The organism is Desulfobulbaceae bacterium DB1, assembly GCA_001914235.1.
Lineage (GTDB): Bacteria > Desulfobacterota > Desulfobulbia > Desulfobulbales > SURF-16 > DB1.
The window spans coordinates 80,052-93,315 of record MQUF01000001.1 but is presented as its reverse complement, the minus strand read 5'-3'; the positions used below and the strand labels follow the sequence as shown (position 1 = coordinate 93,315).

Genomic DNA, 13,264 nt, shown 5'->3' with positions numbered 1-13,264 from the left:
GGCTTCTTTATACCCGGCGAGACGCGGTTTGCAAAGCAAAGGCTGTGTAATCAGCAGTAATTTCGACTTTTTTTCTATTTTCCGACCCGTCGCAATACTCGACAAGGACTTGGAAGGGATGGCCAAGGCCAGGCAATGAATCCCCGCCGGAACGCAAATACATGCTGATTTCCCTTCGATTGATCCTCCTTCTCTGCACGTTGCTTTTCCGCGGAGTCGATAGTAATATGAAAATCCGGCCTTAGCTTTTCCCTGACCGAGCACAATCCGACTTTAATTTTTTTCGGTGCGATCGTCTGCAAATACCGCAGAGAGTGGTGCCGAAAATCAAACCCTTGCCCCTCGATGGTTTCGAAAAAAGATGACCGCGCAACATCGCAAAAACTCCATGCTCTGCCCCAACTGCCGCAGCCTGATCAGCCGGGACGAACGCCGTTGTCCGCACTGCGGCACGCCGCGTCCCGCTTCCTGGTGGCAAAACAACCCCCTGACCCGAGGATTTGCCGACCCTGACCGGCTTGTTTCCATGATCATCGCCGCCAATGTCGGCATGTATATTCTTTCGCTGCTCCTCAAACCGTCCCGCCCAGGCTTCGCCTTCAATCCTTTCTTCTTTCTGTCGCCCGACAACAGAAGCCTGCTGATTCTCGGCTCCACCGGCACGGTCGCCATCCTTGAACTGCAGCGCTGGTGGACGCTTATTTCGGCAAGCTATCTGCACGGCAGCCTGCTGCACATCCTGTTCAACATGATCGCCCTGAAACAACTGGCCCCGCTTGTCATCCGCGAATATGGCGGCTCAAGGATGTTTGCCATCTACACCATGGGGGGAGTCGGCGGCTACCTGCTCTCTTTTTTTGCCGGGATATCGTTTACCATTGGGGCGTCAGCCGCGGTGTGCGGCTTGATAGGCGCGATGCTTTATTACGGAAAAAGCCGGGGCGGCATTTACGGAATGAATATATACCGACAGATCGGCGGATGGGCGCTCAGTATTTTTGTCTTCGGACTGCTCGTTCCCGGCATCAACAACTGGGGACACGGCGGGGGCATGGCAGCGGGTGCCTTGCTCGGTTTTCTGCTGGGCTACGGAGAACGGCGAGGAGAAAACGCGCGGCACCGGCTGCTCGGCACGATTTGCGCCGCACTGACCGCCACGGTGCTTGCCTGGTCCGCCTTGAATGGCATTTTCTTCCTTTTGTTTGCCCGCTGATTTTTTTTTTAAAATCAGGAAGATTGCCGGGTACCGGATTTGCTGAAACGAGGCACCCTTTTATTTCCATACATCATGTTTTGATGGAAAATTCATCCAAGCCAAGGCGGAATGGAAGCGTCCGACAGCTATCCCCACCTGCTTGTTGAAAAGCGTCGCACTTGCTGCTACTGTGTATAAAAATGCATGAACGCAGATTTTGACAAAGACGCCCGCACGGGCATAATCACGGAAGGACGCAAGCCATGTTTAATCCGGAAAAATTATTGGGCAGTCTGCTGAAGGGCGGTCTCGGTCGGGGCGGGGCAACAAGAAACCTGAAAGTCCAGGCCGGGTTGGGCCTGCTCGGGGCCGCCCTGGCGGCGGTGGACCATTATGCGAATAAGTCTTCCAGCCGGCCCCAGGACATGCGGCAGGGCACCAAAGGCGCCGATTATCCTCCGGCATCGGGCTACACGGCGGCATCCACCGCCATGGCAACTCCGCCACCCCCGCCGCCCCCTCCTCATCCGCCGGCCATGCAGGCAGAGGCCGCGAATCGGCAACAGGATGCCGTTCTTTTGATCCGGGCCATGATCGCCGCGGCCAATGCGGATGGCACCGTTGACCAGGAGGAACGGCAGCGGATTCTGGAAAAATTCCGCGCCGCAAACCTCAGCCCGGAAGAGCAGTCCTTTCTGGCCGGTGAGCTGCTGAATCCCGCCGATATCGACCAGCTGGCGGCCGGGGTCCATTCGGCTGAGACGGCCAGACAGCTTTACGCTGTTTCCCTGCTGGCAATTACGGTTGACAGCGACGCGGAAAGGGCCTATCTGCAAACACTCGCTGACCGCCTGGGCTTGTCCGCTCCGGAACGCGACTTCATCCACAAAAACCTGGGGGTCGAAGGCGTGGAAGCCGCGATGTGAAAAGATGGGGATTTAACACTCTTCCATCGCTGTTTTCCCAAAAAACATTGGCCGGTCGCAGTGATCAATCCGGGTAACTCGCCCTGATTTCATTTTGCACCAATTCCTGCAACTGTTGATAACCAAAGGTCTGAAGAGGTTTTCCGTTTGCAAAGAACCCCGGCGTTTTCCGAACATTGAGCGTTTTGGCATCGGCAAGGTCCTGTGCAATGAGTTGCGCTATGGCCGGATCATTCATATCCTGCTTGATTTTTTCCAAATCGAGCCCGGCCGCGGGAAGAAACTGCCATATTTTCTCCGGTTGCGGGTTGTGGTGACTGGCCCAGTATCCTTGCGACCTGTACATGACATCCAAGGTTTCCCAATACCTTCCTTGTTTTTTGGCGGCCTCGAGAATCTTGACAAAATAATCGGCTCCCGGATGAAAAGGCGCATAACGAAGAACAAGTTTGATTTTACCGGGATCGGCGTCCATCATCTGCTTCACCAGTGGGGAAAAAGCCGCGCAGGTCTCACAGGCCGGGTCCATGAACTCAACCAGATAGACTTTCGCATCATCACTGCCCAGTGTCGGGGAATGGTCACGCACAAAAATTGAAGCGTTTTCCCGGGCCATGAAACCTAATTTTTCAGCCTGTTGCCCCTTGTAGTAGGACCCGGCAAACATAAAGGCAAGCAGCAACACCAGAGCCGAAACCCCAAAAATTACATATTTCATTCAGCAAACCTCCTCTTGAAGATAATTAAAAGGACTATTGTCAGGGAAAAGGACAGCAAGGAAAGCCCCGGTATTGTCAGAAAACCAAACAGCTCTATGTATTTTTCCGTGCACGAAACCCCCTGGCTGCAAGGCTGAATGCTCTCCGGGATGATGCCGCTATAGAGCAGGTTATGGTACAGGGCCGCCAGCCAGCCGGCCACCGCCAAGGGCAGAGCGTATTTCACCACGTTTTTATCCAATGGAAACAGCCCTCTCGCCAAAATTATGACCAAGGGAAACAAAAATATTCGCTGATACCAACACAAAAGGCAGGGGGCAAAATCCATCACCTGACTGAAAAACAAACTCCCCAAGGTGGAAACAGTTGCCAGCAGCCAGCAGAAAAAAAGAATGGCCCAGCTTGCATTGGACTTTTGATCGGAACCACGCATATCAAATCACTCCAAGATTGTCGGATGGCAAAAACAACGGGATATATGTTTACGACACCCCCAACATCGTATCGTTCGCAGAATTCGGACAATTCTCCTTTCACAACGAGTACCCACACAAAGGGATCAGCGCCAAAAAAAGGGGAATCCCCCGTACAGAAAGAGCCGCCGTGTCACGTGAAGGGGAGAATTTTCCGGCCATCAAACGTGAAGACTGCTGGGATTCATAAATTTCAGGAAGAGTTTATTTAATGAAAGTAATGTAAGGATACTGTCTCTGGAATTGCGAGTTCGCTGCACAACAGAATCGTTTTCAGTCACAAAATAATTTATTTATTCGTTCGACCACTTTATTTGAAACTCGATTTCTTCTTGGCCTTCTTCTCTTTCGTGCTCGATATTGCAAGTTGCACGAACGGGAACGTATATTCTTTCACCGGCAATTTGAATTGCAAAGGGCTTTCCTTTTTCGAGCGAATCTGCAAGACGTCGCAGTTTTGCAATAAAAGCCGGCATCGGATAACTTTTCTCCACATCCCTTTCCGCCTTATCCCTCATACCCCCCCCATTTAGAAACAATGTGTCATGACTGCGCAAAAAAAATGCCCGCAGGGTCGCCGAGTTGAGCTTTCTTTGGCGCTGCCTGGGACGCCGAAGTGGATGGAAACCGACAAGGAATTTTGCAAACCTGCGCGCATCCGCCCCCGCAAGTATCTTCTGCTCGCGCGCCCCCTGTTCCGGCTGGTCATAGCTCTATCACCGATACAGCCTTTTTGTCATCACCGACGTCAGGCTCTACAAAAAATTCTTTTTCACAGTTTGGGCAAACGACTTTCGTGTTTTTGCCAGGGCCGCGCACCTGCCCGGACTTTCCAAGCAAAGGTTCCTTTCGGCCGCACTTGCAAACCCAGGCTGCGTTGTTGCCTGTGGCAATTGCCTTGCCTTTTGTGCCGTCCGAATATTTTACTTCAATAATTCTTTGCTGTTGCGGCATCTCATTTTCCATTTGCGCATACCATTCAACCGGATGGCCCTGCCGGTCACATCCGTCCGCCGAAGTTCTCCACAGTCACTCGAACGTCGGATTCGCACTTTTCACGCCTGCTCCACTGCGATCTTGACAACAATTTTATGGAGCTGTCCAGACGAAATCAGCGGCATGTGCGCATCTTCAGGGAAAAAAATCACAAAAAATCCACGGCCGACAGGAAGCCAGGCATCCGGCTCATCGCCGAAAAACTGAATATCATCTTCCTTGTCATATTCTCCGATCGGTTTCTTACAGGATGATTTCGGCTTCCATCCCATCTCATCGGTTCCGGACAAGACCAATTGGATATCAATATACTTTTCATGTGTTTCGAGGAGTCCATCCTCTTTCTTGCGGCCGGGATCCCTTGCCGCCATCGCATAAACGCGATCACCATCTATTTCATACTTCTCCACCGGCAGTTCGTCCAGATCCGGCCGCAGGAGAAATGCAAATGCCTTGGGAAATCCCTTATGCAGGGACAGATAACGGCCGGCATTTTCAAGTACATCAAAAATCATGTCAATTCCTTACTGAAATACCATGGGGAGAATTCAGCTGGGCGCATCGGCAACCAACGCACTGAGGTGTCGTCAACTTCCGAACGCCATCCAGCACAGATCATTACCGAATCGAAGATGCCGATCAACCAGAGTAAGATGACTCAGCACCAAGCGCCCGGATATCCAATGCAAGTGATCGTAACATGGATGCAAGTTGGCACAAAACAGAAAACAGCATACGAGCCAAGAGCAGATTCATTGCATGGCTGCTACCAAAGATCAACCGGTGAGGCCTTTTCCTGCTTTGCCAACGCCTGCTGCCAGCAGTTTCGGTCGCGCAGGGTCAGACGTTCGCTCCAGTTCCCGCCAATTTTCCTGCGGTAGACCGCAAAATCACCATTTGAAAAATGAATGACTCTGCCATAATTTCCGCCGAGATCCTCCGCAACAATCGGTATCCCTTCCATTTTCAGATATTCGCGGATGAATTTGCAGTTGACCTCGCCAATGCAATAAAAACTTTCCACATCCCGGTGAATACCGATGACGGTGGCCCCTCCGAAAACCTTGGCCCGCAATTTCGACCGCTCAGTCCCTTTGGCCATCATGTCGTTGATGAGCAGTTCCATGGCCTGAATGCCGTAACGCCCGGCTATGGAAAAATGAAGCGACTGCTCTTTCGAATAGCGGGGATTACTGAGCATGAAATGGTTCATGCCGATCAGATGGAGTTTTGGGTCAAAGAGACAGGCGGCCACGCACGAACCGAGGAGGGTGGAAATCACCTCGACCCCCGTTGTCGAATAGTATTCGCCGGGATTTATCGTAACCCGCCGGGATGTGCCCTCAGGGCCGGTTGCTTTCATTGCGTGCAGTTCCTGTCGGGTGATGCCGGCCGGAAAAAGTAAAAACCAAACTATTCATGCGCACGTTGTTTTTCGGCAAATCATCTTTCATGGCGCACCTGAAAAGCGTTACCGGCCTTTTTTTTATTATAGCCCGTCCCGAAAAACATGACCAACAAAAATGCGAATTGGCCGACATATACAAGAAGCAATAAAACAAAGTTGAAGATATAAATTAAAGCTTTTCTTGACTGAGACGAAACACCTTATCTCTCATTGCGTCCACGAATACGACAACTTCTCAGCCTGCCGCAAGATCAGCTCAATGGCTTCAGCCTGCATATCCGGAGGATACTTGTACTTCTTCAGCAGCCGCCGCACCATATTGCGCATCTTGGCCCGCACACTGTCCCGCACCTGCCAGTCCACCGTGGTGCTGGCCCGCAGCTTTTCGGTCAGCTCATGGGCAATTTTTTTGAGTATTTCGTCGCCCAGTTCCCGCACCGCGCTTTCATTATTAGCCAAAGCATCATAAAAGGCGATCTCATCAGGTGACAAGCCAAGCTCTTCGTCGCGCTTCATGGCCGCCTGGAAATCCTTGGCCATCTGGACCAACTCTTCGATGACCTGGGCGGTCTCGATGGCTCGGTTATGATATTTGCGCAGGGTCTCCAACAGCCGTTCACCGTATTTCAACTCCTGGACCACATTGTTTCGGGTACGGGCCTTGATAGCATCACGCAGCAATTTTTCCAGCAGTTCAACCGCCAGGTTTCTGCTCGGCATCCGGCGCACATCCTCAAGGAACTCATCTGACAAGAGGCTGATATTGGGCGTATCCAGCCCGGCCAGGGCAAAAATATCAGCCACACCTTCTGCCACTACCGCGTTATCAAGTATCTGCTTGAGGACGGAGTTCTTTTCCTCCTCGGTCCGTTTCTTATCAACCGTGGTGTGTTTGATGATTGACGCCTTGATCGCCGAAAAAAAGGCTATCTCTTTTCTGAGCGGTGCCGCCTCATCCAGGGTGCTGCATAATGAAAACGCCTTGGTGATGGCGGCCATGGCATCCAGAAAGCGCCGCTTGCCGTCCTCAAGTCCTAAAATATGGTTGGCAGCCATGGGCAGCAGCATGAGGGCATTGGTCTGATAGTCGCTGTAATCAAGACCATGCATCATGGCCCGCACCACTTCCAGCTTCTCAAGCAGCAAGGCATAGGCCTCTTCGGCGAGTAAGGTCGGCGCACCCTTGCCCTTGGAATCGGTATAATCCTTCAATGCCTGTTTCAGCTCATTGCCGATGCCGATATAATCCACCACCAGGCCGCCCGGCTTGTCCTTAAACACCCGGTTCACCCGGGCGATGGCCTGCATGAGGTTATGGCCCCGCATGGGCTTGTCAACATACATGGTGTGGCAGCAGGGCGCGTCAAAGCCGGTCAACCACATATCGCGGACTATCACCAGTTGCAGCGGGTCGTCCGCCTCCTTGAACCGCTTTTCAAGCCGTTTTTTGACCTGCTGACTGTAGACATGGGGCCGCAGCAGTTCACGGTCCGAGGCGGAACCGGTCATGATAATCTTGATCGCCCCTTTCTCAGGATCAGGATCATGCCAGGCAGGCCGCAGAGCGGTTATGGCATTATAAAGATGCACACAGATTTCCCGGCTCATGCAGACGATCATCGCCTTACCGGGGATTACTTCCGTTCTGGCCTCACAATGGGCCACCAGGTCCTCGGCCACCTCTTTCAGGCGTGGTTCCGACCCCACCAGTTTTTCCAGGGCCGCCCATTTGCTCTTGGTCCGTTCCCGTGAGGCAATGTCCTCCTCATCCTCGATGACCTCTTCCATCTCTTCATTCAGCTCTTCGATGGCGTCACGGTTGATGTCGAGCTTGGCCAGTCGGGATTCGTAATAGATCGGCACGGTGGCCCCGTCATCCACCGCATCCTGGATGTCGTAGATGGAGACATAATCACCGAACACGGCGCGGGTGTCCTTGTCTTCCATGGAAATCGGGGTGCCGGTAAAGCCGATGAACGAGGCATTGGGAATGGCGTCCCGCATGTGTTTGGCAAAACCATAGATATATTTGCCGGTCTTGGTGTCGAGCCGCGCCTTTAACCCATACTGGCTGCGGTGGGCCTCGTCGCTGATCACCACGATGTTGCTGCGGCCACTCAAAACCGGGTGGCTCTCTTCGCCATTCAACAAGGAAAACTTCTGCACCGTGGTAAAGATGATGCCGCCCGCCTGCCGGGCCGCCAGCATCTCCCGCAACTCATCTCGACTGCCGGCCTGCACCGGGGTCTGGCGCAGCAGTTCCCGCGCATTCTTGAAGGTATTGAAGAGCTGGCCGTCCAGGTCGTTGCGGTCAGTGACCACCACAATGGTCGGATTGTTCATTTCCGGTTGTTGCAGGAGTTTCCCGGCATAACAGCACATGGAGATACTTTTTCCCGACCCTTGGGTATGCCAGACCACCCCGGCCTTGCGCGACCCCGGCACCACCTCCCGGCCATAGGTTGCCCGAGGTTCGGCGGTCTGCAAGCCTTCGGTCTGCCGGGAAGCGATCACCGTCACCCGCACCGCCTCACGCACCGCATGAAACTGATGGTATCCGGCGATCTTCTTGATAACGGTATCGCCTTCCTGGTCAAAGATGACAAAATAGCGGATATAGTCCAGCAGCAGTTCCGGGGCGAAAAAACCCTTCACCACCTTTTCCAGTTCATATTCCAGCAGTGGTTTGTCATCCTCATGCTTCAATGTCCGCCAGGGCATGAACCGTTCCTTGTTGGCGGTGAGGGAGCCGATCCGGGCCGTCCAGCCGTCGCTCACCACCAGGGCGCAGTTTGTGACAAAGAGGTCGGGAATCTCCTCCTTATAGGTCTGCAACTGGTTGAAGGCGTCCCAGACATCGGTCTGCTCGTTGCTCGGGTTCTTCAGCTCGATCACCGCAATGGGCAGCCCATTGATAAACACCAGCACATCGGGCCTGCGGTTCATCCTGGCGCCCTGGATGGTAAACTGGTTGACCACCAGAAACTGATTGTTGCGGAAATTGTTGAAGTCAATGAGCTGGGCATGATCGGTTCGTGTTTCGTCGCCGTCGCTGTACTCCACCGGCACCCCTTCCAAGAGCAGCCGGTGAAAGGTGCGGTTGTTATGGATAAGCACCGGCGATTCCGGCTTGCTGGCAACAAGGGCCGCCTCTTCCAGAACCGCCAAGGGGATATGGGGATTAATCTTCTGCATGGCAGAAAGTAGACGACCAGAAAGCACCACCTGCCGGTAATCCACCCGCTCCGGCCGGTCTTCCGCCATCCCTGGCTCGCCCGGCACTCGGCCGTCCCTGGCCGGCGGTGCTTCTCCGTCAGGGGCGATGTCCGGCCCAAAGGCGTAGTCATAGCCACCCTCGCGGAACCACTCCAGGCAGATTTGTTCAAGCTGGTCTTCGGTGATCATCGTTTTCCACTCTGGCGGCTTTTGTATGCCTGTTGCGGATGGGTCGGCGTGGCTGGAAAGGCGAGCGTGAGCTTACCCTTTTCAACCAGTGTTTTTAAATAATGTTGCCTCAAAGCGCTGGATGAACGATTTACTAAGTCTGCCAATACTTGCAGGGTCAAGAAGCAGTCGACACACAGTGAAAGAATGATCTCCTCCATTTCTGTCCTGGGAATTTTTTTCTTCCTCTGGGCTGCACCCGCCTTGCGCAACAACTCTTGACGCGGCTCCGGGGTCAGGACACTTAGATCGTCTATAATGGGAAACTGGAGGCCGTCGACATGAAGCCAGCCTTGCTTCTCGTCCCGGAGCGTATGGCCTGAAGCAAGTTCCAAATGTGCGGAGCTCTGGGCCAAATGTGCGGAGCTCTTGCTCAAATGTGCGGAGCTCTTGCTCAAATATGTGGAGCTAAGCTCAGGAGCAGGCGTTGCCTCGCCAAAAACCTGGTCAGGTGTCGGTGGGGCCTGGCCTGGAAGATGGTAAACAGTGCCACGGCCATGACCCTTTGAAGCCAAACACCCTTCTTTGACAAGGTGTTGAAATGCCTGAGTCAAATCATGGGCATGATCCGTGGAAATTTCCATGATCCGCCTATGGCTCACAACCTGTTCTGATGCAACCGTAGCTAAAATGAGCCGCTCAAGCTCGGAAAACCGATCAAAATCCTGGCCCAGTTGGGCGCGGAGACTCTCCACGACCTCTAACGGGAACAGGTCAATCATCCGCAGCTCAAGAAGCGTCTGTTCTGGTTCGTCTTTTTCATAGAGGGCTGGTGGCCGCCAATCGCCACTCTTCCAGCCACTGTAAATCTTTGGGACCCCGGAGCCGGCACGCTCACCCAGGCCGATCATGAGAAACATCTGGTGGATAATTCGATTCCGGCAGTCGCTTTCGCCGCCCTGGATTGCCTGTTCGACAGGAATACGCATATTGCCAGGATTCCGGAAACCAAACAGGTCCGGGCGTTTGACCACCAGCACCGACACCCTGCCGCTATAATCGGCATGTACCAGGGTATTGACCAGCGCCTCACGGATTGCCACATGTACAGGCGTATCCTCCTGCCGTAGACCATCCTTGAGAACAAAGGGAACCTTCAGGTCAGTAATAAGCTTCCGGTACACCCGCCGATAAAAGTCAAAAAGGTTTCCGGACCATGTACCGTCCGGGACGAGTCGGTCTATCCAGCGCAGCTCGGTTTTGGCCTCTGGCCGCTCCTGATAGTCAACAAAGTAATGGGGAGCCCCATCCTGGATGGCGTCCCAGGTGCCAAACATCAACAGGCCAGCCAGTGTCAAACCTTCCTCACCGCTCTCCCGATCACGCCGCCACCCCTTGAGCTTCTTGAGCAGCCCGTCATCGTCCTCCTCCAGCCAGACATGGCCCGGCTTTTCCGCCCGCAATAACTGGCGGTAGGCAAGCAAGCTATCTGTATCAATATCATCCATGCCAAAACCTGGAAGAATCCGGTTGTCCCGTTCATCCTCCACCTGTTCCGCCAACATCCGCCGAACGGTTTCATCATTGCAGGGACGGTCACCGTCATGAAGGCGCCGGTAGGTGTGGCCGCCAAGAGGAGTCATACCCAGGAAGACCGGCTTCTGCTTACGTTGGGCCGGGGGAATGTTGATCTGAATCAACGTGCGGTCGTCAATGGGAATGATTTTAACATCCGTCTCGCTGAGCAGATTAATGCTTACCTTCTGACGGTTATTGAGATGGTTAAAGAGGGTGGTGATGACACGCTGCGGCTCCTGAATGCCGTGCAGAGAGAAACGCCCCTGCTTCTCCTGTATCCCCAGCAGGACAACGCCGCCATGGGTGTTGGCAAAGGCGCTGTAGGTAGGCCAGAAGTCGGTGGGCAGCTCTCCTTTGCCGTTTTTGCCGGCCGCCAGCTTACACTCCAGATCAACGGATTCTGAAAGAGTGGCGATGTCTTCAAGGGTGTGAATTTCGATCATACCGCCTCCTTTATGCTGGGTTCGGCGGCATTGACGCTGATTTCACCGGAGAGGAGTTTGGGGAGGAGGGTGTCGCGGAGTTGGCTTAAATCCCTTATTTGCTGGGCAACCCCCATTTTTTGTAAATTGAAAGGAGCTATTAGTTTATTCCATGCAGCAAGTAAATTTTTTCTTGGGACTAATACTCGAATATCTCCTATATTTGCCAGGCTTGCATTAGCCTGAACACCTTGAACTACTTTTGATGCTATTTCATTTCGAATACGCCTGCATTTCAATGTTTGCAGACAAAGCCACAAGTGATTTTCAATATCTTTCAGCCGTATAATTGCTAGGGCTTGATTTACATTAGAATTATGTAAATCTTTTTCAATTAAAGACACTCTTCCTATTGTCCCAGCTATTGAAAACAGTAAATCATTCGTCTTCAAGATGGATCGTTTCAAAGCCTTTTCATGTATGGATTCTGGTATCATTTCTAGTGAAGCACGAAGAATCTCGCCAGAATCTGTTAGATCCTTAACCTTTATAAAAGGAATTATGGCCGGGTCCTTTGCCACTAAAACATCCGGCTTGCGTGGTGTTGTTCCTTTCGTGATTATCTCTGCCAATTCCCTCATACTCTTCACCTCCCACCCCTTCGGGATCAAGCCCAGTTCGGAGTCGATGAGTTCGTCGGGAAAGAGGGCGGCGGTGGCACGGAGTTGGACAAGCTGGCCAGGGGGGAGGTGGTCGAGTTCGGCATCACTCTTTCCGCTGATGGCGCACATGGCGGCGCGTTCCGGGTCCTGGCCGTTGGCTTTGGCAAGGGTCTTGGCCTTGACCGGCTCGAAATCCACAAACCAGGATTTGAAAATGGCCTGGGCCATCTCCTCCAGGGTCTGGTTGATCCGGCGGTTGAGTTCGATTTTGCTACAGTGGTCTTTTAAAACATTAACTACTACTATCTGCTCTTCTTTAGGGGGTATTCGGATGGGAAAACTAGGCATTTCCTTCAGAGCTATTCGATCAACTGTTGCGCCATGTATTGTTTTGGACCGTATGGTCTCCTGAAAAGATGGTGAGAGATAGGCATATAACAAATACTCGGGGATAACTTTATTAGTGTTAGGACGTAGCAAGCCCATGCGCCGCCCTAAACAAGCCGTAATATTAGATGGCATTAAAGCGGCTTCACCTAGTCGTGTTTCATATGAGAATAATAGATCCCCTTCTTGAGGCGTTACCCGTTTTGTCCATTTGACGAAATCTTTTTCACTTAAGTGAGCCGATTTAGACAAATCCAAAGCCCCATTTTCAAGGCTGGAAATGCTTAAAAAATATGGCCCTTGTTCTATTTTTTTTGGCGTGGCATGTGGACCATCATAGACCTCTGCCACATTGCCAATAGTGGTTAGGTGGTCAGCACTCCTCCCCCCACCCCGCTGAAACCACTCCACTCCATATTTCTTGATGTGCTCTTTCAGCCTGTCATTGTCGATGGTCTTGAAGAGCACCAGATCCACCCGCTGCGGCATGGGCAGCTCTTCAATGGCGGCGGCGAGTCTTGCCTGGTCGGTAATCGTCAACTCATCACCGCAGAGGGCCAGGTCCACATCCGAGGCTGGAGTATAGGTCTCCATGGCCCGGGAACCGAAAAGCACCACCCGTTCCACCCTAGGATTGGTGGCGAGAATGTCGATAATCGCCTTGCGGTATTTATCTTTCAAGCCATTATTCATAATGGTCGTTTTTGTATCAATGTTTGGTAAATTCGGCTAAGCAGCGGACAATATTGTTCCCGGATCAAGCCTTCAGCCTCAACGGCCTTTTCCAACTGGTAGGTATCACTCAGGATATTGCGTTTATCCAAAGCTTCAAGAAAGAGCTCAGCGTCATCTTCACTGATATATTCCTGCTCAAAGCTGGTCCGTATTGTCGCACGGGGGCTCTTTACATCATAGCCTTCATAGAACAGTAAATCCTTCAAAGTCTTCCAGGCCAGCTCGAAAGAAAATTCAAACACCTGTACCAGTCCGGCCCGTTCAAGATCGGAGTAGACTTCCTGGTCACATGCAGCCTCAAGTTGAGCCATGGCCCTGCCAAAGTTGTCCAGCCGCTGTTGCCAACGAATTTCATCGGTATTACTCATTGACGTCTCTC

12 protein-coding genes and 1 pseudogene are annotated in these 13,264 nt (G+C 52.6%); 2 read left to right on the top strand and 11 right to left on the bottom strand.

Features of this window, described 5'->3' with window-relative positions:
• Positions 1-361 precede the first annotated feature (361 nt).
• Both BM485_00435 and BM485_00430 read left to right on the top strand, forming a co-directional pair.
• Complete coding sequence (locus tag BM485_00435) at positions 362-1,213, top strand: rhomboid family intramembrane serine protease (GenBank protein ID OKY77018.1); 852 nt, start codon at positions 362-364, stop codon at positions 1,211-1,213.
• Between the two features lie 245 nt (positions 1,214-1,458).
• Positions 1,459-2,121: a hypothetical protein gene (locus BM485_00430; protein ID OKY77017.1), complete on the top strand. Its 663-nt coding sequence runs from the start codon at positions 1,459-1,461 to the stop codon at positions 2,119-2,121.
• A gap of 64 nt (positions 2,122-2,185) precedes the next feature.
• On the opposite strand, the gene BM485_00425 is transcribed toward BM485_00430, so the two are convergent.
• The 11 genes and pseudogenes from BM485_00425 to BM485_00375 all read right to left on the bottom strand — a co-directional run bounded on the left by BM485_00425 (position 2,186) and on the right by BM485_00375 (position 13,253).
• A complete protein-coding gene (locus tag BM485_00425; protein ID OKY77016.1) occupies positions 2,186-2,839 on the bottom strand; it encodes a disulfide bond formation protein DsbA in 654 nt (217 codons plus the stop codon).
• Entirely contained in the window at positions 2,836-3,273 is a 438-nt protein-coding gene (locus BM485_00420) for a disulfide bond formation protein B (GenBank protein OKY77015.1), read from the bottom strand. The genes BM485_00425 and BM485_00420 overlap by 4 nt, the downstream gene beginning before the upstream one ends.
• Before the next feature lie 333 nt (positions 3,274-3,606).
• Positions 3,607-3,831: an amphi-Trp domain-containing protein gene (locus BM485_00415; GenBank protein OKY77014.1), complete on the bottom strand. Its 225-nt coding sequence runs from the start codon at positions 3,829-3,831 to the stop codon at positions 3,607-3,609.
• Positions 3,832-4,018: 187 nt separating this feature from the next.
• Positions 4,019-4,279 carry a hypothetical protein gene (locus BM485_00410; protein ID OKY77013.1) on the bottom strand — a complete coding sequence of 87 codons (261 nt, stop codon included), beginning with the start codon at positions 4,277-4,279 and terminating at the stop codon, positions 4,019-4,021.
• 89 nt (positions 4,280-4,368) lie between these two features.
• Positions 4,369-4,824: a hypothetical protein gene (locus BM485_00405; GenBank protein ID OKY77012.1), complete on the bottom strand. Its 456-nt coding sequence runs from the start codon at positions 4,822-4,824 to the stop codon at positions 4,369-4,371.
• Positions 4,825-5,075: 251 nt separating this feature from the next.
• Entirely contained in the window at positions 5,076-5,672 is a 597-nt protein-coding gene (locus BM485_00400; GenBank protein OKY77011.1) for a chemotaxis protein CheD, read from the bottom strand.
• Between the two features lie 252 nt (positions 5,673-5,924).
• Entirely contained in the window at positions 5,925-9,122 is a 3,198-nt protein-coding gene (locus BM485_00395; GenBank protein ID OKY77010.1) for a DEAD/DEAH box helicase, read from the bottom strand.
• Positions 9,119-11,122, bottom strand: coding sequence for an AAA family ATPase (locus BM485_00390; protein OKY77009.1), 2,004 nt, complete (start codon positions 11,120-11,122; stop codon positions 9,119-9,121). The genes BM485_00395 and BM485_00390 overlap by 4 nt, the downstream gene beginning before the upstream one ends.
• Positions 11,119-12,510: a hypothetical protein gene (locus BM485_00385; protein OKY77067.1), complete on the bottom strand. Its 1,392-nt coding sequence runs from the start codon at positions 12,508-12,510 to the stop codon at positions 11,119-11,121. The genes BM485_00390 and BM485_00385 overlap by 4 nt, the downstream gene beginning before the upstream one ends.
• A gap of 51 nt (positions 12,511-12,561) precedes the next feature.
• A pseudogene (locus tag BM485_00380) lies at positions 12,562-12,807 on the bottom strand (hypothetical protein).
• A gap of 32 nt (positions 12,808-12,839) precedes the next feature.
• Positions 12,840-13,253, bottom strand: a complete 414-nt coding sequence (locus tag BM485_00375) for a nucleotidyltransferase (GenBank protein ID OKY77008.1) — start codon at positions 13,251-13,253, stop codon at positions 12,840-12,842.
• Positions 13,254-13,264 lie beyond the last annotated feature (11 nt).

Bases quoted from the DNA above. Each gene is read 5' to 3' on its own strand.
- BM485_00410 (OKY77013.1), bottom strand. From the start codon at position 4,279: ATGGAAAATGAGATGCCGCAACAGCAAAGAATTATTGAAGTAAAATAT.
- BM485_00420 (OKY77015.1), bottom strand. From the start codon at position 3,273: ATGCGTGGTTCCGATCAAAAGTCCAATGCAAGCTGGGCCATTCTTTTT.
- BM485_00390 (OKY77009.1), bottom strand. From the start codon at position 11,122: ATGATCGAAATTCACACCCTTGAAGACATCGCCACTCTTTCAGAATCC.
- BM485_00430 (OKY77017.1), top strand. From the start codon at position 1,459: ATGTTTAATCCGGAAAAATTATTGGGCAGTCTGCTGAAGGGCGGTCTC.
- BM485_00405 (OKY77012.1), bottom strand. From the start codon at position 4,824: ATGATTTTTGATGTACTTGAAAATGCCGGCCGTTATCTGTCCCTGCAT.
- BM485_00425 (OKY77016.1), bottom strand. From the start codon at position 2,839: ATGAAATATGTAATTTTTGGGGTTTCGGCTCTGGTGTTGCTGCTTGCC.
- BM485_00375 (OKY77008.1), bottom strand. From the start codon at position 13,253: ATGAGTAATACCGATGAAATTCGTTGGCAACAGCGGCTGGACAACTTT.
- BM485_00435 (OKY77018.1), top strand. From the start codon at position 362: ATGACCGCGCAACATCGCAAAAACTCCATGCTCTGCCCCAACTGCCGC.
- BM485_00400 (OKY77011.1), bottom strand. From the start codon at position 5,672: ATGAAAGCAACCGGCCCTGAGGGCACATCCCGGCGGGTTACGATAAAT.
- BM485_00395 (OKY77010.1), bottom strand. From the start codon at position 9,122: ATGATCACCGAAGACCAGCTTGAACAAATCTGCCTGGAGTGGTTCCGC.
- BM485_00415 (OKY77014.1), bottom strand. From the start codon at position 3,831: ATGAGGGATAAGGCGGAAAGGGATGTGGAGAAAAGTTATCCGATGCCG.